The sequence below is a fragment of the Nocardia albiluteola genome, assembly GCF_018860155.1.
Taxonomy (GTDB): Bacteria; Actinomycetota; Actinomycetes; order Mycobacteriales; family Mycobacteriaceae; genus Nocardia; species Nocardia albiluteola.
Genome location: NZ_JAHKNI010000009.1, coordinates 407346 through 430888 on the forward strand (window position 1 = coordinate 407346; position 23543 = coordinate 430888).

Annotated in this window: 19 protein-coding genes and 1 pseudogene; 13 read left to right on the top strand and 7 right to left on the bottom strand. The window is 68.9% G+C overall.

The annotated features are described in order from the left end of the window. Positions 1-17: 17 nt before the first annotated feature. The 3 genes and pseudogenes from KO481_RS27040 (at position 18) to KO481_RS27050 (ending at position 7847) form a co-directional block, all read left to right on the top strand. Positions 18-1418 carry an RsmB/NOP family class I SAM-dependent RNA methyltransferase gene (locus tag KO481_RS27040; RefSeq protein ID WP_215921020.1) on the top strand — a complete coding sequence of 467 codons (1401 nt, stop codon included), beginning with the start codon at positions 18-20 and terminating at the stop codon, positions 1416-1418. A gap of 658 nt (positions 1419-2076) precedes the next feature. After that, positions 2077-6504 (top strand): annotated as a pseudogene (locus KO481_RS27045) (Pls/PosA family non-ribosomal peptide synthetase); the annotation flags it as partial. Further along, positions 6504-7847 (top strand): M1 family metallopeptidase, encoded by a 1344-nt coding sequence (locus KO481_RS27050; RefSeq protein WP_372452144.1) that lies wholly within the window; start codon positions 6504-6506, stop codon positions 7845-7847. The pseudogene KO481_RS27045 and the gene KO481_RS27050, both read left to right, overlap by 1 nt. A 10-nt stretch (positions 7848-7857) precedes the next feature. On the opposite strand, the gene KO481_RS27055 is transcribed toward KO481_RS27050, so the two are convergent. The 4 genes from KO481_RS27055 to KO481_RS27070 all read right to left on the bottom strand — a co-directional run bounded on the left by KO481_RS27055 (position 7858) and on the right by KO481_RS27070 (position 12488). Beyond that, positions 7858-9924 carry an NAD(+) synthase gene (locus tag KO481_RS27055; protein ID WP_215921023.1) on the bottom strand — a complete coding sequence of 689 codons (2067 nt, stop codon included), beginning with the start codon at positions 9922-9924 and terminating at the stop codon, positions 7858-7860. Between the two features lie 72 nt (positions 9925-9996). Then, positions 9997-11490 carry a UbiD family decarboxylase gene (locus KO481_RS27060; protein ID WP_215921025.1) on the bottom strand — a complete coding sequence of 498 codons (1494 nt, stop codon included), beginning with the start codon at positions 11488-11490 and terminating at the stop codon, positions 9997-9999. Positions 11491-11529: 39 nt separating this feature from the next. Beyond that, on the bottom strand, positions 11530-12093 hold the full coding sequence (locus KO481_RS27065; RefSeq protein WP_215921027.1) for a UbiX family flavin prenyltransferase: 564 nt from the start codon (positions 12091-12093) through the stop codon (positions 11530-11532). After that, a complete protein-coding gene (locus tag KO481_RS27070; protein ID WP_215921028.1) occupies positions 12090-12488 on the bottom strand; it encodes a VOC family protein in 399 nt (132 codons plus the stop codon). Before KO481_RS27070 ends, KO481_RS27065 begins: the two co-directional genes overlap by 4 nt. Before the next feature lie 253 nt (positions 12489-12741). On the opposite strand from KO481_RS27070, the gene KO481_RS27075 reads away from it, so the two are divergent. The 3 genes from KO481_RS27075 to trxA all read left to right on the top strand — a co-directional run bounded on the left by KO481_RS27075 (position 12742) and on the right by trxA (position 14137). Further along, entirely contained in the window at positions 12742-13209 is a 468-nt protein-coding gene (locus tag KO481_RS27075) for a carboxymuconolactone decarboxylase family protein (RefSeq protein WP_215921029.1), read from the top strand. Between the two features lie 119 nt (positions 13210-13328). After that, complete coding sequence (locus KO481_RS27080; protein ID WP_215921030.1) at positions 13329-13796, top strand: MerR family transcriptional regulator; 468 nt, start codon at positions 13329-13331, stop codon at positions 13794-13796. Further along, the gene (gene trxA, locus KO481_RS27085; RefSeq protein WP_215921031.1) at positions 13793-14137 is read left to right on the top strand and encodes a thioredoxin; all 345 of its coding nucleotides are present in this window, start codon (positions 13793-13795) and stop codon (positions 14135-14137) included. The genes KO481_RS27080 and trxA overlap by 4 nt, the downstream gene beginning before the upstream one ends. Before the next feature lie 160 nt (positions 14138-14297). Here the strand turns inward: trxA and KO481_RS27090 are convergent, their stop codons facing one another. Next, a complete protein-coding gene (locus KO481_RS27090; RefSeq protein WP_372452142.1) occupies positions 14298-15284 on the bottom strand; it encodes an RNA polymerase sigma factor SigF in 987 nt (328 codons plus the stop codon). Then, complete coding sequence (locus tag KO481_RS27095; RefSeq protein WP_215921032.1) at positions 15285-15707, bottom strand: ATP-binding protein; 423 nt, start codon at positions 15705-15707, stop codon at positions 15285-15287. A 271-nt stretch (positions 15708-15978) separates the two neighbouring features. On the opposite strand from KO481_RS27095, the gene rpe reads away from it, so the two are divergent. Continuing rightward, entirely contained in the window at positions 15979-16638 is a 660-nt protein-coding gene (gene rpe / locus KO481_RS27100; protein WP_215921119.1) for a ribulose-phosphate 3-epimerase, read from the top strand. Here rpe and KO481_RS27105 read toward each other — a convergent pair. Beyond that, entirely contained in the window at positions 16613-17077 is a 465-nt protein-coding gene (locus KO481_RS27105) for a hypothetical protein (RefSeq protein WP_215921034.1), read from the bottom strand. The two genes, rpe and KO481_RS27105, sit on opposite strands and share 26 nt — an antisense overlap. A 621-nt stretch (positions 17078-17698) precedes the next feature. Here KO481_RS27105 and KO481_RS27110 point away from each other — a divergent pair. From KO481_RS27110 to KO481_RS27135, 6 genes are all read left to right on the top strand, one after another. Beyond that, complete coding sequence (locus KO481_RS27110) at positions 17699-18319, top strand: riboflavin synthase (protein WP_215921036.1); 621 nt, start codon at positions 17699-17701, stop codon at positions 18317-18319. 76 nt (positions 18320-18395) lie between these two features. After that, positions 18396-19646 (top strand): bifunctional 3,4-dihydroxy-2-butanone-4-phosphate synthase/GTP cyclohydrolase II, encoded by a 1251-nt coding sequence (locus tag KO481_RS27115; protein ID WP_215921038.1) that lies wholly within the window; start codon positions 18396-18398, stop codon positions 19644-19646. 137 nt (positions 19647-19783) lie between these two features. Then, positions 19784-20263, top strand: coding sequence for a 6,7-dimethyl-8-ribityllumazine synthase (gene ribH, locus KO481_RS27120; protein WP_215921047.1), 480 nt, complete (start codon positions 19784-19786; stop codon positions 20261-20263). A 19-nt stretch (positions 20264-20282) separates the two neighbouring features. Continuing rightward, complete coding sequence (locus KO481_RS27125; protein ID WP_215921049.1) at positions 20283-20753, top strand: PH domain-containing protein; 471 nt, start codon at positions 20283-20285, stop codon at positions 20751-20753. Positions 20754-21051: 298 nt separating this feature from the next. Further along, positions 21052-22518, top strand: a complete 1467-nt coding sequence (locus KO481_RS27130; protein WP_215921051.1) for an amino acid permease — start codon at positions 21052-21054, stop codon at positions 22516-22518. A gap of 221 nt (positions 22519-22739) precedes the next feature. Continuing rightward, positions 22740-23255: a DUF4333 domain-containing protein gene (locus KO481_RS27135; protein WP_215921053.1), complete on the top strand. Its 516-nt coding sequence runs from the start codon at positions 22740-22742 to the stop codon at positions 23253-23255. Positions 23256-23543: the final 288 nt, after the last annotated feature.

Below are 23543 nucleotides of genomic sequence, written 5' to 3' on the forward strand. Positions count from 1 at the left end.
GGGACGCCCGAAGCGGTGTGCGCGAGGGCGATTCGGGTCGGTCGCAGACTGGCCGGGGCGGCCGGGCGCGGGGTGGGCGGAACGCGAGTGTGGATGCGCCGCGGGAGGTGGCGCGGGATGTGTTGCGGGCGGTGCGGGAGCGCGACGCGTATGCGAATCTGGTTCTGCCCGCACTGCTTCGGGAGCGGAAGGTGTCGGGGCGGGATGCGGCGTTCGCGACCGAACTGGCCTATGGGGCGTGCCGGTCGCTGGGGCTGCTGGACGCGGTGATCGCGGCGTGCGCGGGGCGCTCGATCGACGAGATCGACGGGCCGCTGCTCGATGTGCTGCGGCTCGGGGTGTACCAGTTGCTGCGCACCCGGGTCGGGGCGCACGCCGCGGTGAACACCTCGGTGGATCTGGCGCGCTCGGAAATCGGTTCCGGCAGGGCCGGTTTCGTGAATGCGGTGCTGCGCCGGGCGGCCGAGCGCGAACCGGACGAGTGGGTGCGGCAGCTGGCGCCGCGGGATCCCTTGGGGCACATGGCCTTCGAATTCGCGCACCCGGTCTGGATCGCGCAGGCCTTCGCCGATGCGCTGGGCGCCGAGGCCGGGGAGCTGCGTGAGCTGCTGGCAGCCGACGACGAGCGGCCCGCGGTGCACCTGGTGGCCCGGCCGGGCGCGATCACCGCCGAGGAACTGGCGCTGGTCACCGGCGGCGAGGAGGGCCGCTGGTCGCCCTACGCGGTGTACCTGGACGGCGGCGATCCGGGCGCCCTGGAACCGGTGCGCGAGGGGCTGGCGGGGGTGCAGGACGAGGGCAGTCAGCTCGTCGCGCTGGCGCTGACCCGCGCGGAGTTGCTCGGTCCCGATGCCGGTCGCTGGCTCGATCTGTGCGCGGGCCCCGGCGGTAAGGCCGCGCTGCTCGGCGCGCTGGCCGACATCGACGGATACCGGGTGGACGCGGTCGAACCCGCCGAGCACCGGGCGGAGCTGGTTCGTACCGCGACCCGCGACCTGCCGGTGACCGTGCATGTCGCCGACGGCCGCGACAGTGGTCTCGCGCCCGGCTACGACCGCATCCTGGTGGACGCGCCCTGCACCGGCCTGGGCGCGCTGCGCCGCCGCCCGGAGGCGCGCTGGCGGCGCACCCCGGCCGATGTGCGTGAGCTGACCACGCTGCAGCGGGAATTGCTCACCGCCGCATGGGATCTGCTGCGACCGGGCGGCGTCGTCCTGTACTCGACCTGTTCGCCGCATCTCCCGGAAACCGTTGCGGTGGTATCGGATGCGGTCCGCCGCACCGGGGCCGAGCAGCTCGACACCCGCGAACTGCTGCCGGGCGTCACCGACATCGGCGCGGGTCCCGGCGCGCAGCTGTGGCCGCACCGGCACGGTACGGACGCCATGTTCATGGCCGCACTACGCAAACCGCTGTAGCGGCGTCGCATCTTCGTACCGACGTGATGGGTCGGCGCGAGTCTCGGTAGATCGTGGCGGTGCGTGCCGGCTGGCCGAGGCCCACCGCTACGGCGTCGGTGCGACGTCCAGGCGGCACTACGCAGACCGCTGTAGTGGCGTCGCATCTTCGTACCGACGTGATGGGTCGGCGCGAGTCTCGGTAGATCGTGGCGGTGCGTGCTGCCTGGGCGGGGCTCACCACCACCGCGTCGATGTGACGTCCAGGCCGCACTTCGCAAGCCGTTGTGGTGGAGCCGTGGTGGCATCCCGGCGGGCCCGTGTGCCTCTGTCTTGCGGGTGATCGCGGAGCTACTGCTACGTCCGGTTCCCGGGGGTGCGCGGCGCGCCCCGCGGCGAGTGGTCCCGCTCACCCCGACGCCCCTGTGCCACTGTCGTTGCAGGGAACTGGGAGAATGGCGTCGGCGGATCGCCCGGTTCGCCTCCGCGGAGCGGCGGAGATCCGGCGGCGGGCGAGACAAACGGCAGTGTCGCGTTTGCCCGCCGGTAACCCCGACGTGAGACAACGGATGGCGCCATGCGGGGGACGATTCGGAAAGGTGGACGGTTGGTGACGCTTCAGTCGGCGGCCTCGGGGCCGGAGTTCTCGCGTGCGCGTGACCCGCAGGCCTCCCCGCTGCTGCGATCGGCCGATGCCGCCCCGGCGCGCACGCTGGTCGATATCCTGACCGAGACCGCGCGGTCTCATCCCGATGCGCCCGCCCTCGACGACGGCTCCGACGTCCTGACCTATGCCGAGCTGCTCGCCGAGATCGACGACACGGTGGACCGCCTGCGCGAGGCCGGCGTGCGCCCCGGCGACCGGGTCGGCGTGCGAATCCCGTCCGGCACCGCCGAGCTGTACGTGACGATCCTGGCCGTGCTGTTCGCCGGTGGCGCCTACGTCCCGGTGGACGCCGACGACCCCGACGAGCGCGCACAGCTGGTATTCGGCGAGGCACACGTCAGCGCCATCGCGACCGCCGCCGGAATCGTCGCAACCACTCGTGGCCCGGCCAAGGCCGCGAACCCGGCCGGATCATCCGGCTCGACTGCCGCCACGGTGACATCCGCGTCCGCCGTTGCCCGGTTGGAGTCCATTACCGGGAAGTCCGAGTCGGCCACTACGGGCTCCGACTCGGCGGTCGCGCGGCTCGAATCCGCTGTTGCGCGGCTGGAGTCCGCCGCCGCGCGGCTCGAGTCCGCCGCTGCGGGGCCGGAGTCCCCTGTTGCGCGGCCCGAATCTGCCTCTGCGGGACCTGAGTCCGCTGCTGCGAGCCTCGAATCCGTTGCCGGAATACGCGGTCTCGCCGCGACTACTCCCACTCGTGGCTCTGCGGCAACCGAGCTCGCGGCAACCGTCCCCGACGGTGCTGCCTCGGGAACAGGTATCGGAGCAGACCCGGTGGCCGCGCACCCCGTCACGGAACCGGCCGCGAGTGCCGCCCGCCCGGACGACGGAACGTCCCCCACCCCCGCCGACGATGCGTGGATCATCTTCACCTCCGGCTCGACCGGCACGCCGAAGGGGGTTGCCGTCACCCATCGCAACGCGGCCGCCTTCGTCGACGCCGAGGCGCGGATGTTCCTGCGGAACAATCCGATCGGCCCCGGCGACCGGGTGCTGGCCGGGCTGTCGGTGGCCTTCGATGCTTCGTGCGAGGAGATGTGGCTGGCGTGGCGGCACGGCGCCTGCCTGGTTCCCGCGCCGCGGGCGCTGGTGCGCAGCGGCATGGACCTGGGACCGTGGCTGGTGCGCCGCGAGATCAGCATCGTCTCGACCGTGCCGACCCTGGCCGCGATGTGGCCCGCCGAGGCGCTGGATGCGGTGCGGCTGTTGATATTCGGGGGCGAGGCCGTCCCGCCGGACCTGGCCGAGCGGCTCGCGGGTGCGGGGGGCAGGGAGGTGTGGAACACCTACGGGCCCACCGAGGCCACCGTCGTGGCCTGTGCCGCGCTGCTGACCGGCCGGGGGCCGGTGCGGATCGGCCTGCCCCTGGACGGCTGGGATCTGGCCGTCGTCGACCCGGCCGGAAAGCCGGTGGGGGAGGGCGAATCCGGAGAGCTCGTCATCGGCGGCGTCGGCCTCGCCCGCTACCTGGATGCGGCGAAGGATGCCGAAAAGTACGCGCCCATGCCGACTCTCGGCTGGGCGCGGGCCTACCGCAGCGGCGACCTGGTCCGCAACGAGGCCGCCGGGCTGATCTTCCTGGGCCGCGCCGACGATCAGGTCAAGATCGGCGGCCGGCGCATCGAACTCGGCGAGATCGATACCGCGCTGCAGAATCTGCCCGGCGTCAGCGGGGCCGCGGTCGCGGTGCGAACCACGCAGGCGGGCAACAAGATTCTGGTCGGTTACGTCGCCAGCGCGGACCCCGACTTCGATCCGGTCAAGGCGCGCGCCCTGCTGGCCGATCAGCTTCCCGCCGCGCTGGTACCGCGCCTGGCGGTGCTGGACGAGCTACCCACGCGGACCTCGGGCAAGGTGGACCGTAACGCGCTGCCCTGGCCGCTGCCGGGCAGCTCCCCGGACACGGATGCCGCCGCCGATCTCGACGGCACCGCGTACTGGCTCGCCGGACTGTGGAATTCGATCCTCGGCGCGGAGGTCTCCGGACTCGACGCGGACTTCTTCGATCTGGGCGGCGGCTCACTGTCCGCGGCGCAGCTGGTGACCGCACTGCGCGAACGCTTCCCCGAGGTGACGGTCGCGGACCTCTACGACCATCCGCGTCTGGGCGCGCTGGCCGAGTGGCTCGACGCGGCGGCGCCGGCGGCCGTCGTGGAGACCCGCACCGTGAAACCCACACCGCGCCTGGCCCAGTGGGCGCAGATACTGGCCGGGGTCCCGCTGACCACCCTGACCGGCCTGCAGTGGCTCACCTGGCTGGGCATCGTGTCGAACATCGCGGCCCGATCCCACGCGCTGCGGTGGCTGCCGGAGCTGTCCTGGTGGTGGCTGCTGGCCGGATTCGTCCTGTTCATCACGCCGATCGGCCGGATGGCGATCTGTGTCGCGGGTGCGCGGGTGCTGTTGCGGGGTGTGCGGCCCGGCAGCTATCCCCGCGGCGGCGCGGTGCATCTGCGGCTGTGGGCGGCGGTGCGCCTGGCCGAGGCCAGCGGCGCGGAGAATCTGTCCGGCGCGCCGTGGATGGTGCCGTTCGCGCGCGCCCTGGGTGCCCGGGTCGGCCGGGGCGTGGATCTGCACACGCTGCCGCCGGTGACCGGCATGCTGGAGCTGGGCGACGGCTGCAGCATCGAGCCGGAGGTGGATCTGGCCGGGCACTGGATCGACGGCGACCTGGTGCACATCGGTGCCATCCGCGTGGGTGCGGGAGCGGTCATCGGCGCGCGCTCGACGCTGCTGCCCGGCGCGGTGGTCGGCAAGAACGCCGTCGTCGCGGCCGGTTCCGCGGTGTTCGGCAGGGTGAAGGCCGGGCAGGAGTGGGCCGGTTCGCCCGCGGCCAAGGTCGGCAAGGCCGAGTACCCGTGGCCCCCGCGCACCCCGGCCCGGGCCGCGCACTGGGTGGTGGCGTTCGGCCTGACGTCGATGGCGCTGGCCGCCCTGCCGATCCTGGGCCTGGCATCCGGCGGCGCCCTGCTGGTCTGGTGGATTCGCGATGATCGCACCACCGCGGGCGCCCTGGGCCACGCGTTCGCGCTGCTGCCGGTCGCCACGCTGGTCAGCCTCGGAGTGTTCGCGGCGGTGACGGTCGTGGCCGTCCGGCTGCTGAGCATCGGCCTGTCCGAGGGGTATCACCCGGTCCGCAGCCGGGTCGGCTGGCAGGTGTGGGCCACCGAACGGCTGATGGACTCCGCGCGAACCTTCCTGTTCCCGCTGTATGCCAGCCTGCTGACCCCGGTCTGGCTGCGGCTGCTGGGCGCCGATATCGGGCGCGGCGTGGAGGCGTCGACGGTCCTGCTGATCCCGAAATTCACCACCGTCGCCGATGGCGCGTTCCTGGCCGACGACACCATGATCGCCAGTTACGAGCTCGGTGGTGGCTGGATGCGCATCGGCGGGGCGAAGGTCGGCAAGCGCGCCTTCCTGGGCAACTCCGGCATGACCGCGCCTGGCCGCCGCGTGCCGAAGAACGGCCTGGTGGCGGTGCTGTCGGCCGCCCCGGAGAAGGCGAAGGCGGGTTCGTCGTGGCTGGGCAGCCCGCCGGTGCGGTTGCGGCGCACGGCCGGTGGCTCGGACACCACGCGGACCTTCGATCCGCCGCTGCGGCTGAAGGTGGCCCGCGCCGTCGTCGAGACATGCCGGCTGATTCCGGTGATGGTGACCTTCGGGATCGGCCTCGGGGTGCTGTTCGCGCTGGCCTGGACCGCGTCCCGGATCGGCTACTGGTGTGCCGCACTGATTTCGGGTCTGGTGCTGCTGGCCGCCGGCGCCTTGGCGGGCGCGCTCGCGGTGGCGGCGAAGTGGGTGATCGTCGGCCGGATCGAGACGGTCGAACGCCCGCTGTGGAGCTCGTTCGTCTGGCGCAACGAGGTCTCGGACGCCTTCGTGGAAACCGTTGCGGCGCCGTGGTTCGCGCGCGCGGCCACCGGCACCGCGGTGATGAACATCTGGCTGCGCGGGCTGGGCGCCTCGATCGGGCGCGGGGTGTGGTGCGAATCGTATTGGCTGCCCGAGGCCGATCTGGTGACGCTCGGCGACGGTGCGACCGTGGAACGTGGATGCGTCGTGCAAACACATCTGTTTCATGATCGGATCATGTCCATGGACACGGTGACACTCGAGGCGGGCGCGACGCTGGGCCCGCATTGCGTCGCGCTGCCCGCCGCACGGATCGGTGCGGGCGCGACGGTCGGCCCGGCCTCGCTGGTGATGCGCGGCGATACGGTGCCGGATTCGACACGCTGGCAGGGCAATCCGATCGCGCCGTGGCCGAGTCGGGAGCGCAAGACGGGCAGGGGCAGTGCTGATGGAGCGCCGTGGCCGAGCCGGGAGCGCAGGACCGGCAGGGGCAGTGCTGATGGAGCGCCGTGGCCGAGTGGGGAGGGCAGGACAGGCATGGGCCGTGCTGATGGCGCGCCCTGGCAGGATCGTCGAGGGCGGTGATGATGGCGGACAAGTTCTACCTTCCACCCATCGATGAGTATCTGCCGCAGAACGGAAATCGTGGGTACCGGATTTCCCGGTACGAGCTGGAACTGGTCTACAAGCTGGCCAGTAACCGGCTCAGCGGCCGCGCCTCGATCACCGCGGTGACGACCGCCGTGCAGCCCCGCTACGCGCTGGACCTGTCCCAGGCCCTGGGCGTGTCGAAGGTATTCGTGAACGGGGCCAAGGCCGCGAAGTACACCCATCAGGGCGGCAAGCTCACCGTCACACCGGCGCAGAAGATTCCGGTCGGGGGCGTCCTGTCGATCGTCGTGCAGTATGCGGGCACCCCGCTGCCGGTGCGCGGCCCGTGGGGCGAGGTCGGCTGGGAGGAGCTGACCGAGGGCGCGCTGGTGGCCAGTCAGCCCAACGGCGCGGCCTCCTGGTTCCCGTGCGACGATCACCCCAGTTCCAAGGCCAGCTACCGGATTTCGATCACCACCGACTCGCCGTACTATGCCGTGGCCAACGGCACGCTGGTGCGCAGGCAGACCAAGGCCAGTCAGACGACCTGGGTGTACGACCAGACCGAGCCGATGTCCAGCTATCTGGCGACGATCCAGATCGGTCCGTACCACAAGTACCGGGTCGGCTCGGTGCACGAGGACGTGCCCATGCACGCGATCCTGCCGTCGCGGCTGCGCGCGAATTTCGACCACGATTTCGCCCGCCAGCCGGAGATGATGACGGAGTTCCGGAATCGCTTCGGGCCCTATCCGTTCGGGGCGTACACGGTGGTTGTCACCGACGACGATCTCGAGATACCGATCGAGGCGCAGGGCATCTCGATCTTCGGCGCGAATCACTGCGACGGGCGGCGGGGCGCCGAACGCCTGGTCGCGCACGAGCTGGCCCACCAGTGGTTCGGCAACAGCCTGACCGTGCAGCAGTGGCGCGACATCTGGCTGCACGAGGGTTTCGCCTGCTACGCCGAATGGATCTGGTCCCAGGCGGGTGGCGGGCCCAGCGCGGATCAGCTCGCGCGTGCCGCGCGGCAGAACCTGTCGCGGGCGCCCCAGGACATCGTCGTGGGCGATCCCGGGCCGGCGCTCATGTTCGACGACCGGGTCTACAAGCGCGGCGCGCTGACCCTGCACAGCCTGCGCCTGACCCTGGGGGACACGGGTTTCTTTGCGCTGCTGCGGGATTGGACCTCGCGGTACCGGCACTCGACGGTGACCGCCGAGGAGTTCGCCGACCTGGCAGGACATTACAGCGCCGTCTCGCTGCGGCCGCTGTGGGACCGCTGGCTCTACGAGCGCCCGCTGCCCGAGCTGCCCGCCGTCGGGGCGGCGGGATAGCTCGTCACGCTCAGGGCACGTTCCGTTCGAGTTCGTCGAGCCAGGCCGTGGCGACGGTGTCGCTGGGCGCGCGCCAGTCGCCGCGCGGCGAGAGCGAACCGCCCGAACCGACCTTCGGCGCGTTGGGCAGGGTCGAGCGCTTGAACTGGCTCGTCTGGACGAACCGGCGCAGGAATTCCGCGAGCCAGTGCTTGATCGCGGGCAGGTCGTATTCGTGGCGGTCGGCGGCCGGGATCAGATCCGGCCACGGCCCGCGGGTGCGGTCGGACCAGGCGTGCCGGGCCAGGTAGGCGATGCGGCTGGGGAGATAGCCGAAGCGCAGCAGGTAGTACAGGTGGAAGTCCTGCAGCTCGTACGGACCCACGACCGCCTCCGAGCTCTGCCCTGGTTGAGTCGAATCGTCCTGTGCGTCAACGGAATCGGAGGGAACCAACTCCGGTGAGATCTCGGTCTCGAGGATCGAGCGCAGCACCTCGTCCGCCTCGGGGCCGAGACCGCCCGTGTCTACGGTCCAGGCGATGAGGTACTTGATGAGCGTCTTGGGCACCGATGCGTTGACGCTGTAGTGCGACATGTGATCGCCCACGCCGAAGGTGCACCAGCCCAGCGCGAGCTCGCTCAGATCGCCGGTGCCCAGCACGATCGCCCGGTGCCGGTTGGCCAGCCGGAACAGGTGCGAGGTACGCTCGCCGGCCTGCACATTCTCGTAGGTGACGTCGTACTGCGGAATCCCCTGCGCGGCAGGGTGTTCGAGGTCGTGCAGCATCTGGGTGGCCGACGGGCGAATGTCGATCTCGTGCGCCGAGACGCCCAGGGCCCGCATCAGCCGATGCGCATCGGTCGATGTTCGTGTGCCGGTGGCGAATCCGGGCATCGTGTAGGCGAGCACATTCGCCCGGGGCAGCCCCAGCCGGTCCATCGTCTTGACCGCGACGATCAGCGCCAGCGTCGAGTCGAGCCCGCCCGAGACCCCGATCACCACCCGCTCGGACCCGATCGCCGCCAGCCGGGTACTCAGGCCGGCAACCTGAATGTGGTGCACCTCGGCGCAGCGCTCGTTGCGCACCGCGGGATTCGCGGGCACGTAGGGGAATCGGGGGATGTGCCTGCGCAATTCGACCGGGCGGGTGGGCACCGGCAGCTCGGCCTCGATCCGCCGCATGCCCGCCAGCCGCTCGCGGTGATCGTGCACGGTGTCGCCGAAGCTGGTCATCCGCAGCCGATCCGCGGCCAACCGGCGCAGGTCGATGTCCGCGGTTACCAGCTGCGGGTGATCGGCGAAACGCTCACCCTCGGCGAGCAGTTCGCCGTTCTCGCTGACCAGCGCCTGCCCGTCCCAGGCCATATCGGTGGTCGACTCGCCGTATCCCGCAGCCGAATACAGGTACGCCGCGACGTAGCGCGCCGCATGCGAGGCGCACAGCTGCCGCCGGTAATCCGCCTTGCCGACGACGATATTGCTCGCCGACAGATTCACCAGCACCGTCGCCCCAGCCAGGGCCGCGAAACCGCTGGGCGGCAGGGGAACCCACCCGTCCTCGCAGATCTCCAGATGGAAGACGAAATCCTCGACATTCGTCGCGGTGAACAGCAGATCGGCCCCGAACGGAACCCGCTGCCCGGCAATGGTGATGTGGTCGTCCAGGGCCTCGCGCGCCGCGGCGAACTGCCGCTTCTCGTAGAACTCGCGATAGTTGGGCAGATAGCTCTTGGGCGCCGCGCCCAGGATCCGGCCGCGCGCGATGACGATGCCGCAGTTGAACAGCCGCCCCTGCGCACGCACCGGCGCGCCCACCACCAGCATGGTGTCGATCCGGATGCTCTCGTCGACCACCCGCCGCAGCGCCCGATCGACCGCGTGATCCAGCGCGTCCTGATGGAACAGGTCGTCCGCGGTGTAGGCCGACAGCCCGAGCTCGGGAAAGACGGTGAGCACCACCCCGTCGGCCGCCGCGCGCCGAGCCAGCTCGAGCGTCTGCTCGGCGTTGTACGCCGGATCGGCGACTCGCACCGGCGGCACTGCCACCGCGACCCGGGCGAACCCGTGCCGGTAGAGCGAATCGAAGGGCAGCTGCACACCATCCCCTTACTCGAGGCCCGGTGATCATGATCGCCCTGAATCTACGGCACCCCGCCCGAATCGCGCAGCTTACCGATACCCGTACCGGGTCCAGCCCTCCAGCACCCGCTGCTGGATTTCCGCGGGCCAGCCGTTCTCGAAGCTGCCCTTGGCGGGGCGGCGCTCGGCCGGGTAGAGGTCGGCGAGCAGGCAGTTGTAGATGACCTTGCCCGCGCTGAATCCGTGCTGCTCGTCCTCGGACAGGTAGATGGCGAGCGGGTCGGTGAGCTTGCGGGGGTAGTGGAATTCACCGCGGTCGATGTCGGGGTGCGAGCGGGTGGCGAAGGCCCACACGACCTCGGCGAGGTTGGTGATGTCGACGTCGTCCTCGACCACCAGGGTCTTGGGTGCGTGCACGGCCGCGGGACCGCCGAGCACCACGTCGGCGATCTTGGCCACCAGCTCGTGCGAGGCCAGTCCGGTGGTCTCGTGCCAGTCCCGGCGCACCGCGAGGGTGAGCCAGTGCAGCGCGGCCTCGGGGTTGTACCAGGCCGAGGAGATGGGCAGTCCGGCCTCGCGCAGCAGGTGCAGGATTTCGGCGGCCGAGGCGGTGCCGGTGACGGTGTCGTCCTCCTCGACCGGTGGCCCGGCGGCCACGACGGGCAGAATCGCATTGTCGCGGTGAGTGATCGCGGTGACGTGCAGGACGGCCTTCGGCGAGGCCTCCGTCGCGTTGTAGCCGGGGTACTCGTTGAACGGCCCCTCCGGGACGGTCTCCTCGATGGCAACGTAACCCTCGATGACGATCTCCGCCGTGGCCGGGACGAGCAGGTCGACGGTTTCCGCGGGCACCACCTCGATGCCCTCGCCGAATACCGCTCCCAGGTAATGGCTTTCGTCGACCCCCTGGGGCAGCGGCATGCCGCTGACGATCGGCAGGCCGGGCTCGACGCCGAGGGCCACCGCGATCGGCATGGGCTCACCGGCCTCGCTCCACTGTGAGCGGATGATGCCGATCTGCTGGGTGCGCGGCAGCAGGCAGGCGAGGCTGGACCTGTCGTGGATCATCATGCGATTGATCGACCAGTTGGTCCAGGAACCGTCCGGCGTCTTCACGATGTTGGCGCCGAAGGTCTGGATGTAGCGCCCGCCGTCGTTGCCGTGAATCCAGGGTGTGGGAAATTTCAGCAGGTCGATGTCGTCGCCGAGCATGATGTTCTGCTTGCAGGGCGCCTCGGCCCGCTCGACCACCACCGGTTCGATGCCGGGTTTGGTGCGCGCGTCGGCCAGGGCGTCGACGATCTGCTGGCCGGTGGCCTCGGCGGGCAGCCCGATCGACAGTGCCAGCCGGGCCAGCGAGTGCCGGGCGTCGCTGAGCGCGGCGGGGGCGCCGAACAGGCGGAAGCCGCTGTCGCCGTAACCGGTCAGGTTGGTGAACAGCGGCGCGGGCGCGCGCAGGTCGTAGCTGCGCCGGATGATCGCCCCGGCCTCGAGATTCCAATCGACCTCGGCCTCGACGGTCCGCAGCTCGCCGATCGCGTCGAGTGCGGCGAGGTAGTCACGCAGGCTTGTGATGTGGGACAACGGGTTTCCTTAGCTCTAGGCCGATTGCTGCGGCGGTGGTTATTCGCCCCAGCGGGGCAGGTCGGGCTGCTCGATACCGAGCAGATCCAGGGCACGGCCCACACTGTGGTCAACGACGTCGTCGACGGTGGCGGGCCGCAGGTAGAACGCGGGCACCGGCGGCATGACGATGCCGCCCATCTCGGTGACCGCCGTCATGGCGCGCAGATGCGCCAGCGTGAGCGGGGTCTCGCGCACCATCAGCACCAGCCGGCGGCGCTCCTTGAGCGTCACGTCCGCGGCGCGGGTGAGCAGGTTGTCGTTGTTGGCGTACGCGATCGCCGACAGCGTGCGAATCGAGCACGGCGCCACCAGCATGCCTATGGTGCGGAACGAGCCCGATGCGATCGCGGCGCCGATATCGGCCGGACGATGGACGACATCGGCCATCTCCGCCAGGTCCCGGGCGGACAGGTCCGTTTCGTAGGCGCGGGTCTGCTGGCCCGCGGGCGTCACCACGAGGTGGGTTTCGACGCCCGCCTTGCGGGCGGCCTCCAATGCCCGGATCCCGTAGGCGATTCCGGTGGCGCCGCTGATCCCGACGACGAGCCGTCGTTCGCTCATGCCGGGGCGGCGACCAGATTGACCGCGGCCACCTTCGCGGGATCGAGCTCGACGTACTCGAATACGGTGCCATCCGGGTTGCGCACCATGATGTTTCGGCCGGTCGGGATGTCGGCCGGTTCCTGTATCACGGTCGCCGCGGCCGGGAGCGCGGCCCGCCAGTCGTCGAGCGAATCGACCATGACTATCAGGGCCTGCCGTGGTGCGGTGGCCAGATCCTGTGCCGCGCCGCCGATCAGCACCAAACGCCCGACGGTCGCGATGTCCAGCCCGCCCGCCTCGTACCTGAAATGCAGTGCGCACGGCTCACCGAAGACGGCCTCGTAGTAGGCCAAGACCTGCGGGAAGTCCTCGATGTCGACCCTGAGCGGAGTGTAGATGGCATGAATTCCCATGTGGGACAACCCTTTCGCGAGAGCGAGGTGGCCGTGCTTCACGCCGCGCGGCACCCTCTCGGTGATCTTCCCGGACGCCCGGCGACCTTCCCAAGGGCGAATCGCGCCGGATGGGAACAGAACGCGACAGCACCGATCGCGGTACCCGATGGCGCGCCGGTGGCCTGGGGCGATTTCGGTGCGGTGTCACACCGCGGCCGGCCGCCTCGTCAACCTCGTGAAGCCCGATCGACACGAGAGAATCGAGAAGACAATGACCCGTTTCGCGCTGTACGAGAACGAAGTTGCGGCCAAGTACAACAAGCGCCTGGTGACCGCCGCGCGCGTTATCGACGAGTCCGCGCTGCCCAAGGCCACGCAGGAGCTGGTGAAGATTCGTGCCGCGCAGATCAACAACTGCGGGATGTGCCTGGACATGCACACCAAGGACGCCGCGCACGCCGGTGAGACCGCGGTGCGGCTGGCCATGGTCGCTGCCTGGCGCGAATCGAAGGTGTTCACCCCGGCCGAGCGGGCCGCCCTGGCATTGACCGAGGAGGGCACTCGCCTGGCGGACAACGGCCGCGCGATCTCCGAGGACACCTGGGCCGAGGTTCGCGACAGCTACGACGACGACCAGATCGGCGCGCTGATCTCGCTGATCGCGACGATCAACGCCTGGAACCGGCTGAACGTCATCTCGGGCCAGATCGGCGGGGAGTACGTGCCCGGCCAGTGGTGACCCCGGTACGCCATCCCGGGAATGCCGGGCGTCTCTTCTTGCCTTGACCTCAACGTCAACCTTTAGCGTCGAATCCGGATCCGCAGCGCACCCGCGGGCGGGCCGAGGAGAGGACCGGAATGCGGATCGGAGAGCTTGCCGAACTGGCGTCGACGACCCCGCGCGCCCTGCGCTACTACGAGTCGCGGGGTCTGCTGACCGCGCGCCGGGACAGTAGCGGGTACCGCAGCTACGACGAGGCCGACCTGGCGATTCTGCGTCAGATCCGCACCCTGCAGGACTGCGGATTCGACCTGGAGGAGATCCGTCCGTTCGTGGACTGTCTGCGGGCCGGACATCCGAGCGGGGACTCGTGCCCCTCCTCGGCGGAGGTCTACCGGCACAAGCTCGGCGAGCTCGACGAGCTGATCGGACAGTTGCAGGGTGTCCGGAACTGGATTCTCGGCCGGCTCGAGGATGCCGCGGACCGGGCGGCGCCGTCCGCGCCGGACCGGTCGCCGCGGTGCGAGTTCACCACCCCCGCTACGCGGATCCAGGTCCACGGCCGCAATCCCGCGGCCGCGTCGAACAAGGGAGATCCCCAGTGACACACACTGTTTCGCCGACCACCGTCACCACGGTCACCGACGCGACCTTCGCCGCCGCGGTGCTCGAATCGCCGCTGCCGGTGCTGGTCGATTTCACCGCCCACTGGTGCCCGCCCTGCCGCATGATCGCCCCGGTGCTCGCCGAGATCGCCGCGGAGCACGCCGATCACCTGGCCGTAGTCCAGCTCGACGTCGACGAGAACCCGACCACCAGCGCGGCCTACGGCGTGCTCTCCATGCCCACACTGGTGCTTTTCCGCGACGGTAAACCGGTCCGCACCCTCGTCGGTGCAAGGCCCAAGCGTCGTTTGCTCAGCGAGCTCGCCGATATCCTGCCCTGAGCGGCTACGTCGACGGCGACACCGGGCGACAGCTGATTTCGTCAGCACGGTCGTAACTCGCCGGGAACGGGCCCACTCTGAGTGAGCTGTCAACCGGCGGCCCGACGAGCAGGTCGAGTGGCAAGTAACGGCACGCTGAAGTTCCGGCGAGGTGGGACAGTTACTCGCGGCTGGACTGCTCACGCAGGCGGGCAAGGGTTTTCGCGAGGATGCGCGACACATGCATCTGCGAGATGCCCATGCGCTGGGCGATTTGCGTCTGGGTCATGGATTCGAAGAAGCGCATGGTCAGGATGCGGCGCTCGCGCTCGGGCAGCCCGGCCAGCAGGGGACGGATCGCCACGTACTCCTCGACCCGGTCGAACTGGGACTCCTCTTCGCCGAGGGTGTCCAGCAGCGAGGCCTCGGTATCGCGGCCCACGGAGACCGCATCGATCGAACTGGGCTGGTATGCGTTGCCCGCGATGACCGCCTGGGTCACCTCGTCGGGATCGATCTCGAGTTCGGCGGCGATCTCCTTGGCGGTGGGGGAGCGGCCCAGCGACTGCGACAGCGCGTCGATCGCGGAGCCGATCCGCAGGTGAGTTTCCTTGACGCGCCGGGGAACTCGCATCGCCCACGTGTTGTCGCGGAAGTAGCGCCGCACCTCGCCCATGATCGTGGGCACCGCGAAGGACAGGAAATTCGAGCCGCGGGAGATGTCGAACCGGTCGACCGCGTGGACCAGTCCGACGCGCGCGACCTGGGTGAGATCGTCGAAGGGCTCGCCTCGCCCGCTGAATTTGCGGGCGATGTGATCGGCCAGGGGAATGCAGCGGCTGATCAGCTGGGTGCGTAGCTCGCCGTGCCGGGCGCTGCCCGCCTCGGTCGCGGCCAGCCGCTCGAAAAGGATTGCGACATCGTCGTATCCGGAGACGGACTCGGTCACCTCCGCGACCTCGTCGGCGGCCACCTCGTCCTCTGGCGTCTCCTCGGTCTCGTCGACCTCGTCGCGGCGGGTCTCGCCGTCGGCCTCGGCCTTCCGGTCGGCGGGACCCGTCGCGCCGTCCTCGCCACCCGGATTTATCCCGGGTGCCGGGTGCGGGGTCTGCGCGTCGTTTGCGGGGAGAGCGTCATCGGATTCGAACACGGTGTCCTCGTCGGCCACTTATGCCTTCCCCCGGGCCCGGCGGAACTCCACGATCGTCGGGTAACCGGAGGCGGCCTCGTCGTGGTCCTCCTGGGTGGCATCGACCTCATCGGTGAGGGTGCGCAGCACATGCCAGCCGAAACTGCGCTGATCGGGCAGACCGGGCGCGGCGGCGACACCGCTCACGCGCACCAGGAGATCCTTGTCGCCCACGGTGAACCGGCACCGCAGCGTGCTGCCGGGGGCCGCCACAGCGATGAGCGTCGAGCACGCCTCGTCGACCGCAAGCCGGATGTCCGCCACCTCGTCGAGGGTGAAATCGCTGAGGAGAACGAGGGTTTCGGCGAGCCCGCGCACGATCGGGAGCTGCGACACGGTGGCCGCCACACCGATCTCCACCGGGGTGCCGCGCAGTCCCTGTTCCGCCGAAATGTTGATCACGCTGTGAAGGCTACCCAAATAATCGCGCCGCAATCGAATCCGTGCCCAAATTGCGGCGCGGACCTGCCGGTGCGGTCTGGGGGCCCGCCCGCGGAACGCGCACGTCGGCCGCGGTGTCCCGACGCAATCCGTTGCGGTTCAGCCGGATCGATCCGGCCCCGCATCGGGCCCGGACGGCGTGCCCGGACCGTGATGCGGTGCCGCTACACTTCGCGCTGTGTCCGCGTCCTCTGATTCCAGCGCCGAGCCGTACTTCCGCCGTCCGGCACCGATGATCGCGCCGTCGATCCTGTCCGCCGATTTCGCCAATCTCGCCGCGGAGGTGCGGGCGATCGAGGGCGCGGACTGGGTCCACGTCGATGTGATGGACAACCATTTCGTCCCGAATCTCACCCTCGGCATGCCGGTGGTCGAGAGCCTGCTGAAGGCGACGGACATCCCGCTCGACTGCCACCTCATGATCACCGATCCGGGCCGCTGGGCCCCGCCCTACGCGGAGGCCGGCGCCTACAACGTCACCTTCCACGCCGAGGCCACCGACGATCCGGTCGCGGTCGCCCGCGACATCCGCGCTGCGGGTGGCCGCGCGGGCCTGGCGATCAAGCCGAACACGCCCATCGAGCCGTATCTGCAGATGCTGGCCCATTTCGACACGCTGCTCGTGATGAGCGTGGAGCCGGGATTCGGCGGGCAGTCGTTCATCGCGCACGTGCTGGAGAAGGCGCGCGCGGTCCGCCGGCTCGTGGACGCCGGCGAGCTGAACCTCGTCGTGGAGATCGACGGCGGCATCAACATGGACACCATCGAGCAGGCCGCCGAGGCGGGCGTGGACTGCTTCGTCGCCGGATCCGCTGTCTACGGGACCGCGGACCCGGCCGCGACGATCGAGATCCTGCGCAAGCGCGCTAGCTCCGTTGTCGTGCCCCGCTGACGCGGGTGGCCTCGATCACCGCCTCCAGCGGCGGGACGGCATCGGCGGTTTCCGGCGCCTGAACCCAGGTGCGGTATCCGGTGCGCTCGTCGTCCGCCGAGGGCAGCACCACCTGGCTGCCGGCGCAGGCGACGGTCGCGTACAGCCGGAACAGCTCCGCCGAGATCGCCGTACTAAGGAAACCCGGCCGGGCCGGGCCGGTGATGAAGGTCCATCGCCGCGCGCGGGGATGGTGGACGACAGGCCCGGCGAGCCCGGCCTGCCGCAGCCGCTGGTGGACGCGTTCGCCGAGGTCGGCGGGCATAATGATCGCGCCGTAGCGCTGGCCGATATCGAGCAGGATGTGACGTGACGCCGGATCTATCGTTGCTGGCAGATGAAATTCGTGGCGATATTGAACGCAGCGAACTTCGAGTGTCGAATCGAGAAGCGTGGTCACGCCGCACCCCCTATCCGTATTGTTGTTCAACCTGGATCCGACCCGTGCGGGCCTCAACCTTCCGTCGGTTTGACTGTCCTGCGATTGCCGCGCCGCCGGGTGCGGCGACGTGTTGGAACGGTTCCGCTCTGAACTGCCTTGCGAGAGGTTGAATCCGGGGAGAAGTTGACCTCCGAGGATCAAACTGCATAACAATATTGCTTCCGATCGGTCCGCGACGCAAGCGTAATGTGTGAGCGCGTCGTAGGTGGGTAATACGTCATGTTGGGCCGTTTGCGCCTCGGTGAAATTCTTTTCCTGGGCTCGCGAAATTCGGACATAAATCGGTGCTTCTGGGTCTATCGGCGTTATAACCGCGATGCATCGCCGTTCTGTCTCGGAATTACGGAGGCGTATTCAACGGCCGGGGGCCGGTTCGAGTCGTGACGTCCGCGTCTGTCCGAATTCGCCGGAGCCGCGGTATCGAAACGGGCGCGGAAACTCCGGCCCACTGCTGAGCAAGACTGCCCGCCATCGCGTTCCGGCCGCCTCGTTAGGCTGAGGGCACCGGTCCGGCGGGAATATCACCCGCGGTCCGGGCCGTTGGCGCAGACGAGCACCGGATGAGAAGGAGAAGCGGGCATGTTCACAGGCATCGTGGAGGAACTGGGCGAGATCGTTGCGGCCGAACCGCTGGCCGACGCGGCCCGGCTCACCATCCGCGGCAAGCTCGTGACCTCCGATGCCCGCCACGGTGATTCGATCGCCGTGAACGGCGTCTGCCTGACCGTCGTCGACGTCGTGGACGGCGACTGCTTCACCACAGACGTGATGGGCGAGACGCTCAACCGGTCCAGCATCGGCAAGCTCGATCTTGGCGCGCGGGTGAATCTGGAACGCGCCGCCGCGGTCGACAGCCGGCTGGGCGGGCACATCGTGCAGGGCCACGTCGACGGCACCGGCACCATCGTCTCGCGCGATCCGCAGGAGAACTGGGAGGTCGTGCGTGTCTCGGTGCCCGAGGGGCTGGCCCGGTACGTCGTGGAGAAGGGGTCGATCACCATCGACGGCATCTCACTGACCGTCTCGGGCGTCGGGGTGGACGACGCGGGCGAGCCGGGCCATCGCGACTGGCTCGAGGTATCGCTGATCCCCACCACCCGCCAGCTCACCACCCTGGGCGCCGCCCCGGTCGGCACCACGGTGAATCTCGAGGTCGACATCATCGCCAAGTACGTCGAGCGGTTGATGCAGCGCGGATAGATCGGGCGGCGCAGGGCAGGCGGGGCTCACACCGTATGTTTAGTGGGCAGCTATTTCGAGACGGAGCACAGCAGACGTGACCAGGTTCGACACCATCGAGCGCGCAGTCGCCGACATCGCCGACGGTAAGGCGGTTGTCGTCGTCGACGACGAAGGCCGAGAGAACGAGGGCGACCTCATCTTCGCCGCAGAGAAGGCCACCCCCGAGCTGGTGGCCTTCATGATTCGCTATACCTCGGGCTACATCTGCGTGCCGCTGACCGGCCCCGACTGCGATCGCCTCGGCCTGCCGCCGATGTACGCGATCAACCAGGACAAGCACGGAACGGCCTACACGGTCTCGGTCGATGCGCGCGAGGGCGTCACTACCGGCATTTCCGCCGCCGACCGCGCCACCACCATGCGCCTGCTCGCGGATCCCGCCGCGACCACCGACAAGTTCAACCGCCCCGGGCATGTGGTTCCGCTGCGCGCCAAGGACGGCGGCGTGCTGCGCCGTCCCGGCCACACCGAGGCCGCGGTGGATCTGGCGCGCATGGCGGGGCTGAGCCCGGCCGGCGTGATCTGCGAGATCGTCAGCCAGAAGAACGAGGGCGACATGGCCCGCACCGAGGAGCTGCGGGTCTTCGCCGACGAGCACAAGCTGGCGCTGATCTCCATCGCCGACATGATCTCCTGGCGGCGCAAGCACGAGAAGCAGGTGGAGCGGATCGCGGAGGCCCGGATCCCCACGCCGTACGGCGAGTTCAAGGCCGTCGGCTACAAGAGCATCTATGACGATGTCGAGCACGTCGCGCTGGTGTACGGCGATCTGGGTGTCGACGACGGCGAAGACGTCCTGGTCCGAGTGCATTCCGAATGCCTGACCGGCGACGTGTTCGGCTCGCTGCGCTGCGACTGCGGCCCGCAGCTGCACGCGGCCATGGAGATGGTGGCCGCCGAGGGCCGCGGCGTGGTGTTGTACATGCGCGGGCACGAGGGCCGCGGCATCGGCCTGCTGCACAAGCTGCAGGCCTATCAGCTGCAGGACAGCGGCCACGACACCGTCGATGCCAATATCGAGCTCGGCCTGCCCGCCGATGCCCGCGACTACGGCACCGGCGCGCAGATCCTGGTCGATCTCGGCATCTCCTCGATGCGGCTGCTGACCAACAATCCGGCCAAGCGGGTGGGCCTGGACGGGTACGGCCTGAGCATCACCGAGCGGGTGCCGATGCCGGTGCGCGCCAATGCCGAGAACCTGCGCTACCTGCGTACCAAGCGCGACCGCATGGGACACGATCTGGTCGGCCTGGACGACCTGGACCTGGGCGAGACGGCGCACTAGCGGCAAACGGCCGTGCCGCGGGGCGCGGCGGGAAACTACACGGAGAGGCGGATTCAGCGCATGAGCGAGCTTGCGAGCGAATCATCGACACAGCGTGCACCGCGCACGACGGAGCCGAGCGTCAGCGAGGCGCAGTCGTGAGTGGCACCGGGGTACCGGACTTCGAACTCGATGATGCGAAGGACCTGCGCATCGGCATCGTCGCCTCGCGGTGGCACACCACGATCTGCGACACCCTGCTGGCCAATGCCGAGCGGACCGCGCGCGACGCGGGCGTGCGGGAGGTCACCCTCGTGCGCTGCGCCGGGGCGATGGAGCTGCCGGTGGTCGCGCAGGCGCTGGCTCGCACGCACGACGCGGTGGTCGCGCTCGGCGTCGTGATCCGCGGTGAGACACCGCATTTCGAGTACGTCTGCGATGCGGTGACCGCCGGGCTGACCCGGGTCTCGCTCGACGAGGGCACGCCGGTCACCAACGGCGTGCTGACCGTGAACACCGAGGCGCAGGCCCTGGACCGGGCCGGGCTGCCCGATTCGGCGGAGAACAAGGGCGAGCAGGCGGCCGCGGCGGCCCTGGATGCGGCGCTGACCCTGCGGGCGCTGCGGCAGGCTGTCTGAACCGGTGGTGACTGTTCGAATGTCGAAACGCGAATCGCAGGACACCGCATGGGATCTGGAGGTGCGCCCGCATCGAGCGGTGCGCAACTCCCGCATTATCGCCGCGGTGATCGCGATCCTGTTCATTGCGGCGGGGGTGCTGTCGGGGGACAACTCCACCGGGGTCAATTTCCGTGGCGCCGATCAGGCGGCGGTCATCGTGTTCGGGCTGTTGCTGGCCGGTGCGGTGCTGTTGCTGACCCGTCCGCGGGTCCGGGTGGGGGAGCAGGGCGTGGTCGTGCGAAATATCCTGGGCGACACCGAGTTCCAATGGAAAGATATTCGCGGCATCGCGATCCCGGACAAGAAGGCCTGGGCCAGGCTGGAATTGGTCGGTGACGAGTACGTGCCGATGCTGGCCATCCGGATGAACGACGGCGATCGCGCCGCGAAGGCGATGGATCGCTTCCGTGAGCTCGGCGCGAAATATACCGCCGCGCAGGATAACTGATACTCCGGACATCGGTATCCGTCCGGTGAACTCCGGGTTGGCCGATCCGCTGGACCGTCTGTGTCAACGCGGGCTTGCGGCTGTGGCGTGTGTATGTCCTAGTGCCGCAGGGTATTTCGGGTGCCGGGGCGGTGGCCTCCGGCGCGGCGAGTCGGGCGCCGGGGTGTCGTCCCGGAGCCCCCTTGGTAAACACAAGGTTTCATCCTCCCCCTATTGGCGGCAGTGATCGCGCGCGGGTGGCGCTCGATCGGGTAGCTTCGGCCTTCGACAAAACCACAGCGAAGGATTGAACCGCCACATGACCGAAGTACGGGACAAGGAATTCCTCGGCGCGGAAGACAGTGGCTACCACAAGAGCCTCAAACCGCGTCAGCTACAGATGATCGCCATCGGCGGCGCGATCGGCACGGGACTGTTTCTCGGCGCCGGCGGGCGGTTGGCCAATGCCGGACCGGGCCTGTTCCTGGTCTACGGCGTCTGTGGTGTATTCGTCTTCTTCATTCTCCGATCCCTCGGGGAGCTGGTGCTGCACCGGCCGTCCTCGGGGTCGTTCGTGTCCTACTCGCGCGAGTTCTTCGGTGAGAAGGCGGCTTTCGTCGCGGGGTGGATGTACTTCCTGAACTGGTCGATGACCGGGATCGTGGATACCACCGCGATCGCCACGTATCTGCACTACTGGGGCGTGTTCCAACCGGTCGCGCAATGGTTGCTGGCGCTGATCGCGCTGGTGCTGGTGTTGGGCGTCAACCTGGTCTCGGTGAAGTGGTTCGGTGAGCTGGAGTTCTGGGCCGCGCTGATCAAAGTCGTCGCGCTGGTGAGCTTCCTGATCGTGGGTGTGGTCTTCCTGGGTGGCCGCTTCAAGATCCAGGGACAGAGCACCGGTTTCAGCGTCATCAGTCATTCCCACGGCCTGTTCCCGACCGGGCTGCTGCCGCTGGTCACCGTCACCTCCGGCGTCATCTTCGCCTACGCGGCCGTCGAATTGGTGGGTACCGCCGCGGGTGAGACGGAGAATCCCGAGAAGATCATGCCGCGCGCGATCAATTCGGTGATCCTGCGAATCGGGCTGTTCTACATCGGTTCGCTGGTGCTGCTGGCGCTGCTGCTGCCCTACACCGCATACCACGCCGGCGTCAGCCCGTTCGTGACCTTCTTCGGCAAACTCGGTGTGCCGCATGCGGGTTCGGTGATGAACTTCGTCGTGCTGACCGCCGCGTTCTCGAGTTTGAACGCGGGACTGTATTCGACCGGGCGCATCCTGCGCTCGATGTCGATGAACGGCAGCGCGCCCACCTTCACCAGCCGGATGAGCACCCGCGGCGTGCCCTACGGCGGCATCCTGCTGACGAGCGCGATCGCGCTGCTCGGCATCTGGCTCAACTACCTCGTTCCGTCGCAGGCCTTCGAGATCGTGCTGAACATCGCCTCGCTGGGCATCCTGGCGTCGTGGGCCTCGATCGTGCTGTGCCAGCTGAAGCTGTGGAAGCTGTCCAAGGACGGGCTCGTGCAGCGCCCCGCCTACCGGATGTTCGGCGCGCCGTACACCGGCATCGCGGCGCTGGTGTTCCTGTTCGCCGTGGTGGTGATCACCGCGTTCGACTATCCGGACGGCACCTGGACGGTGGCCAGCCTGGTCGTGATCGTTCCGCTGCTGATCATCGGCTGGTTCGCCGCGCGGAAGAAGGTGATGGCCATCGCGCAGGAGCGCGAGGGGTACACCGGGGCGTACCCCGTCGTGGCGAACATTCCGGTCGACGGCGACTAGGTTCTTGCCGGACAACGGCGGGGTGGGTCCACGGACCCACCCCGCCGTAGTGTTCTGCATGAAATGTGGCGCCGGACAAGGCGACCCCCTTGCCATCAAGACAAGTGACCTGAGTCACATTGTGGGACCGTGCGGTGGAACTGTCCGTTATGCCGTGATAGCTCTGTGTGATTCGGCCGCGAGCCCACTGGCGGCCATGCTGTCTCGAAGGGATTCCGCGTATGCGTCGTCTGCTGCTTCTGCTGCCGATTCTGGTTGTCCTCGGCTGCTCGTCCTCGGGGCATTCGCAGGTCACCGACAAGGACGCCCAGGCGGCGATCGCGCGGCTGTTCACCAAGGATGCCGCGGAGACTCCGGCGAACCCGTCCTGTGCCGGCACGCCCGCCACCGCGGTCGGCGCGAGCGTCAAATGTACGGCGAGCGACGGGTCGGGCGCGGCGTGGCCGATCACGGTGCGGGTCGCCAAGATCGAGGGCGGCATTCCGGACGTGGAGGCGGCGTTCGACGCCCCGGTGGTGACCATCGACGATGCCAAGGCCAAGATCACCCAGACGTATCGGACCTATTCCCAGAACGATGTGGCCTCGATCGACTGCAAGGGCCTGCAGAAGCTTGCGGTCGACAGCACCCGCAAGTGCACGGTGAACGAGGTCGGCGGCAAGAGTGTGCCGGTGACCTTCCAGGTGTCCGCCGTGGCGGGCGAGAAGTACTCGTACACAGTCAACATCGGCCAATAGGGTCAGCTACTTCCGTCCAAGCGAGTTCTGACGCCACTACCAGTATGATCATGCGGTAAGTGCCGGATCCGAGGTCGATGTGCGCCCCACCGCTATCGGCCAGGTAACCTCTGCCTTCGACAAAACCACAGCGAAGGATTGAACCGTCACATGACCCGAGTACGGGACAAGGAATTCCTCGGCGCGGAAGACAGTGGCTACCACAAGAGCCTCAAACCGCGTCAGCTACAGATGATCGCCATCGGCGGCGCGATCGGCACGGGACTGTTTCTCGGCGCCGGCGGGCGG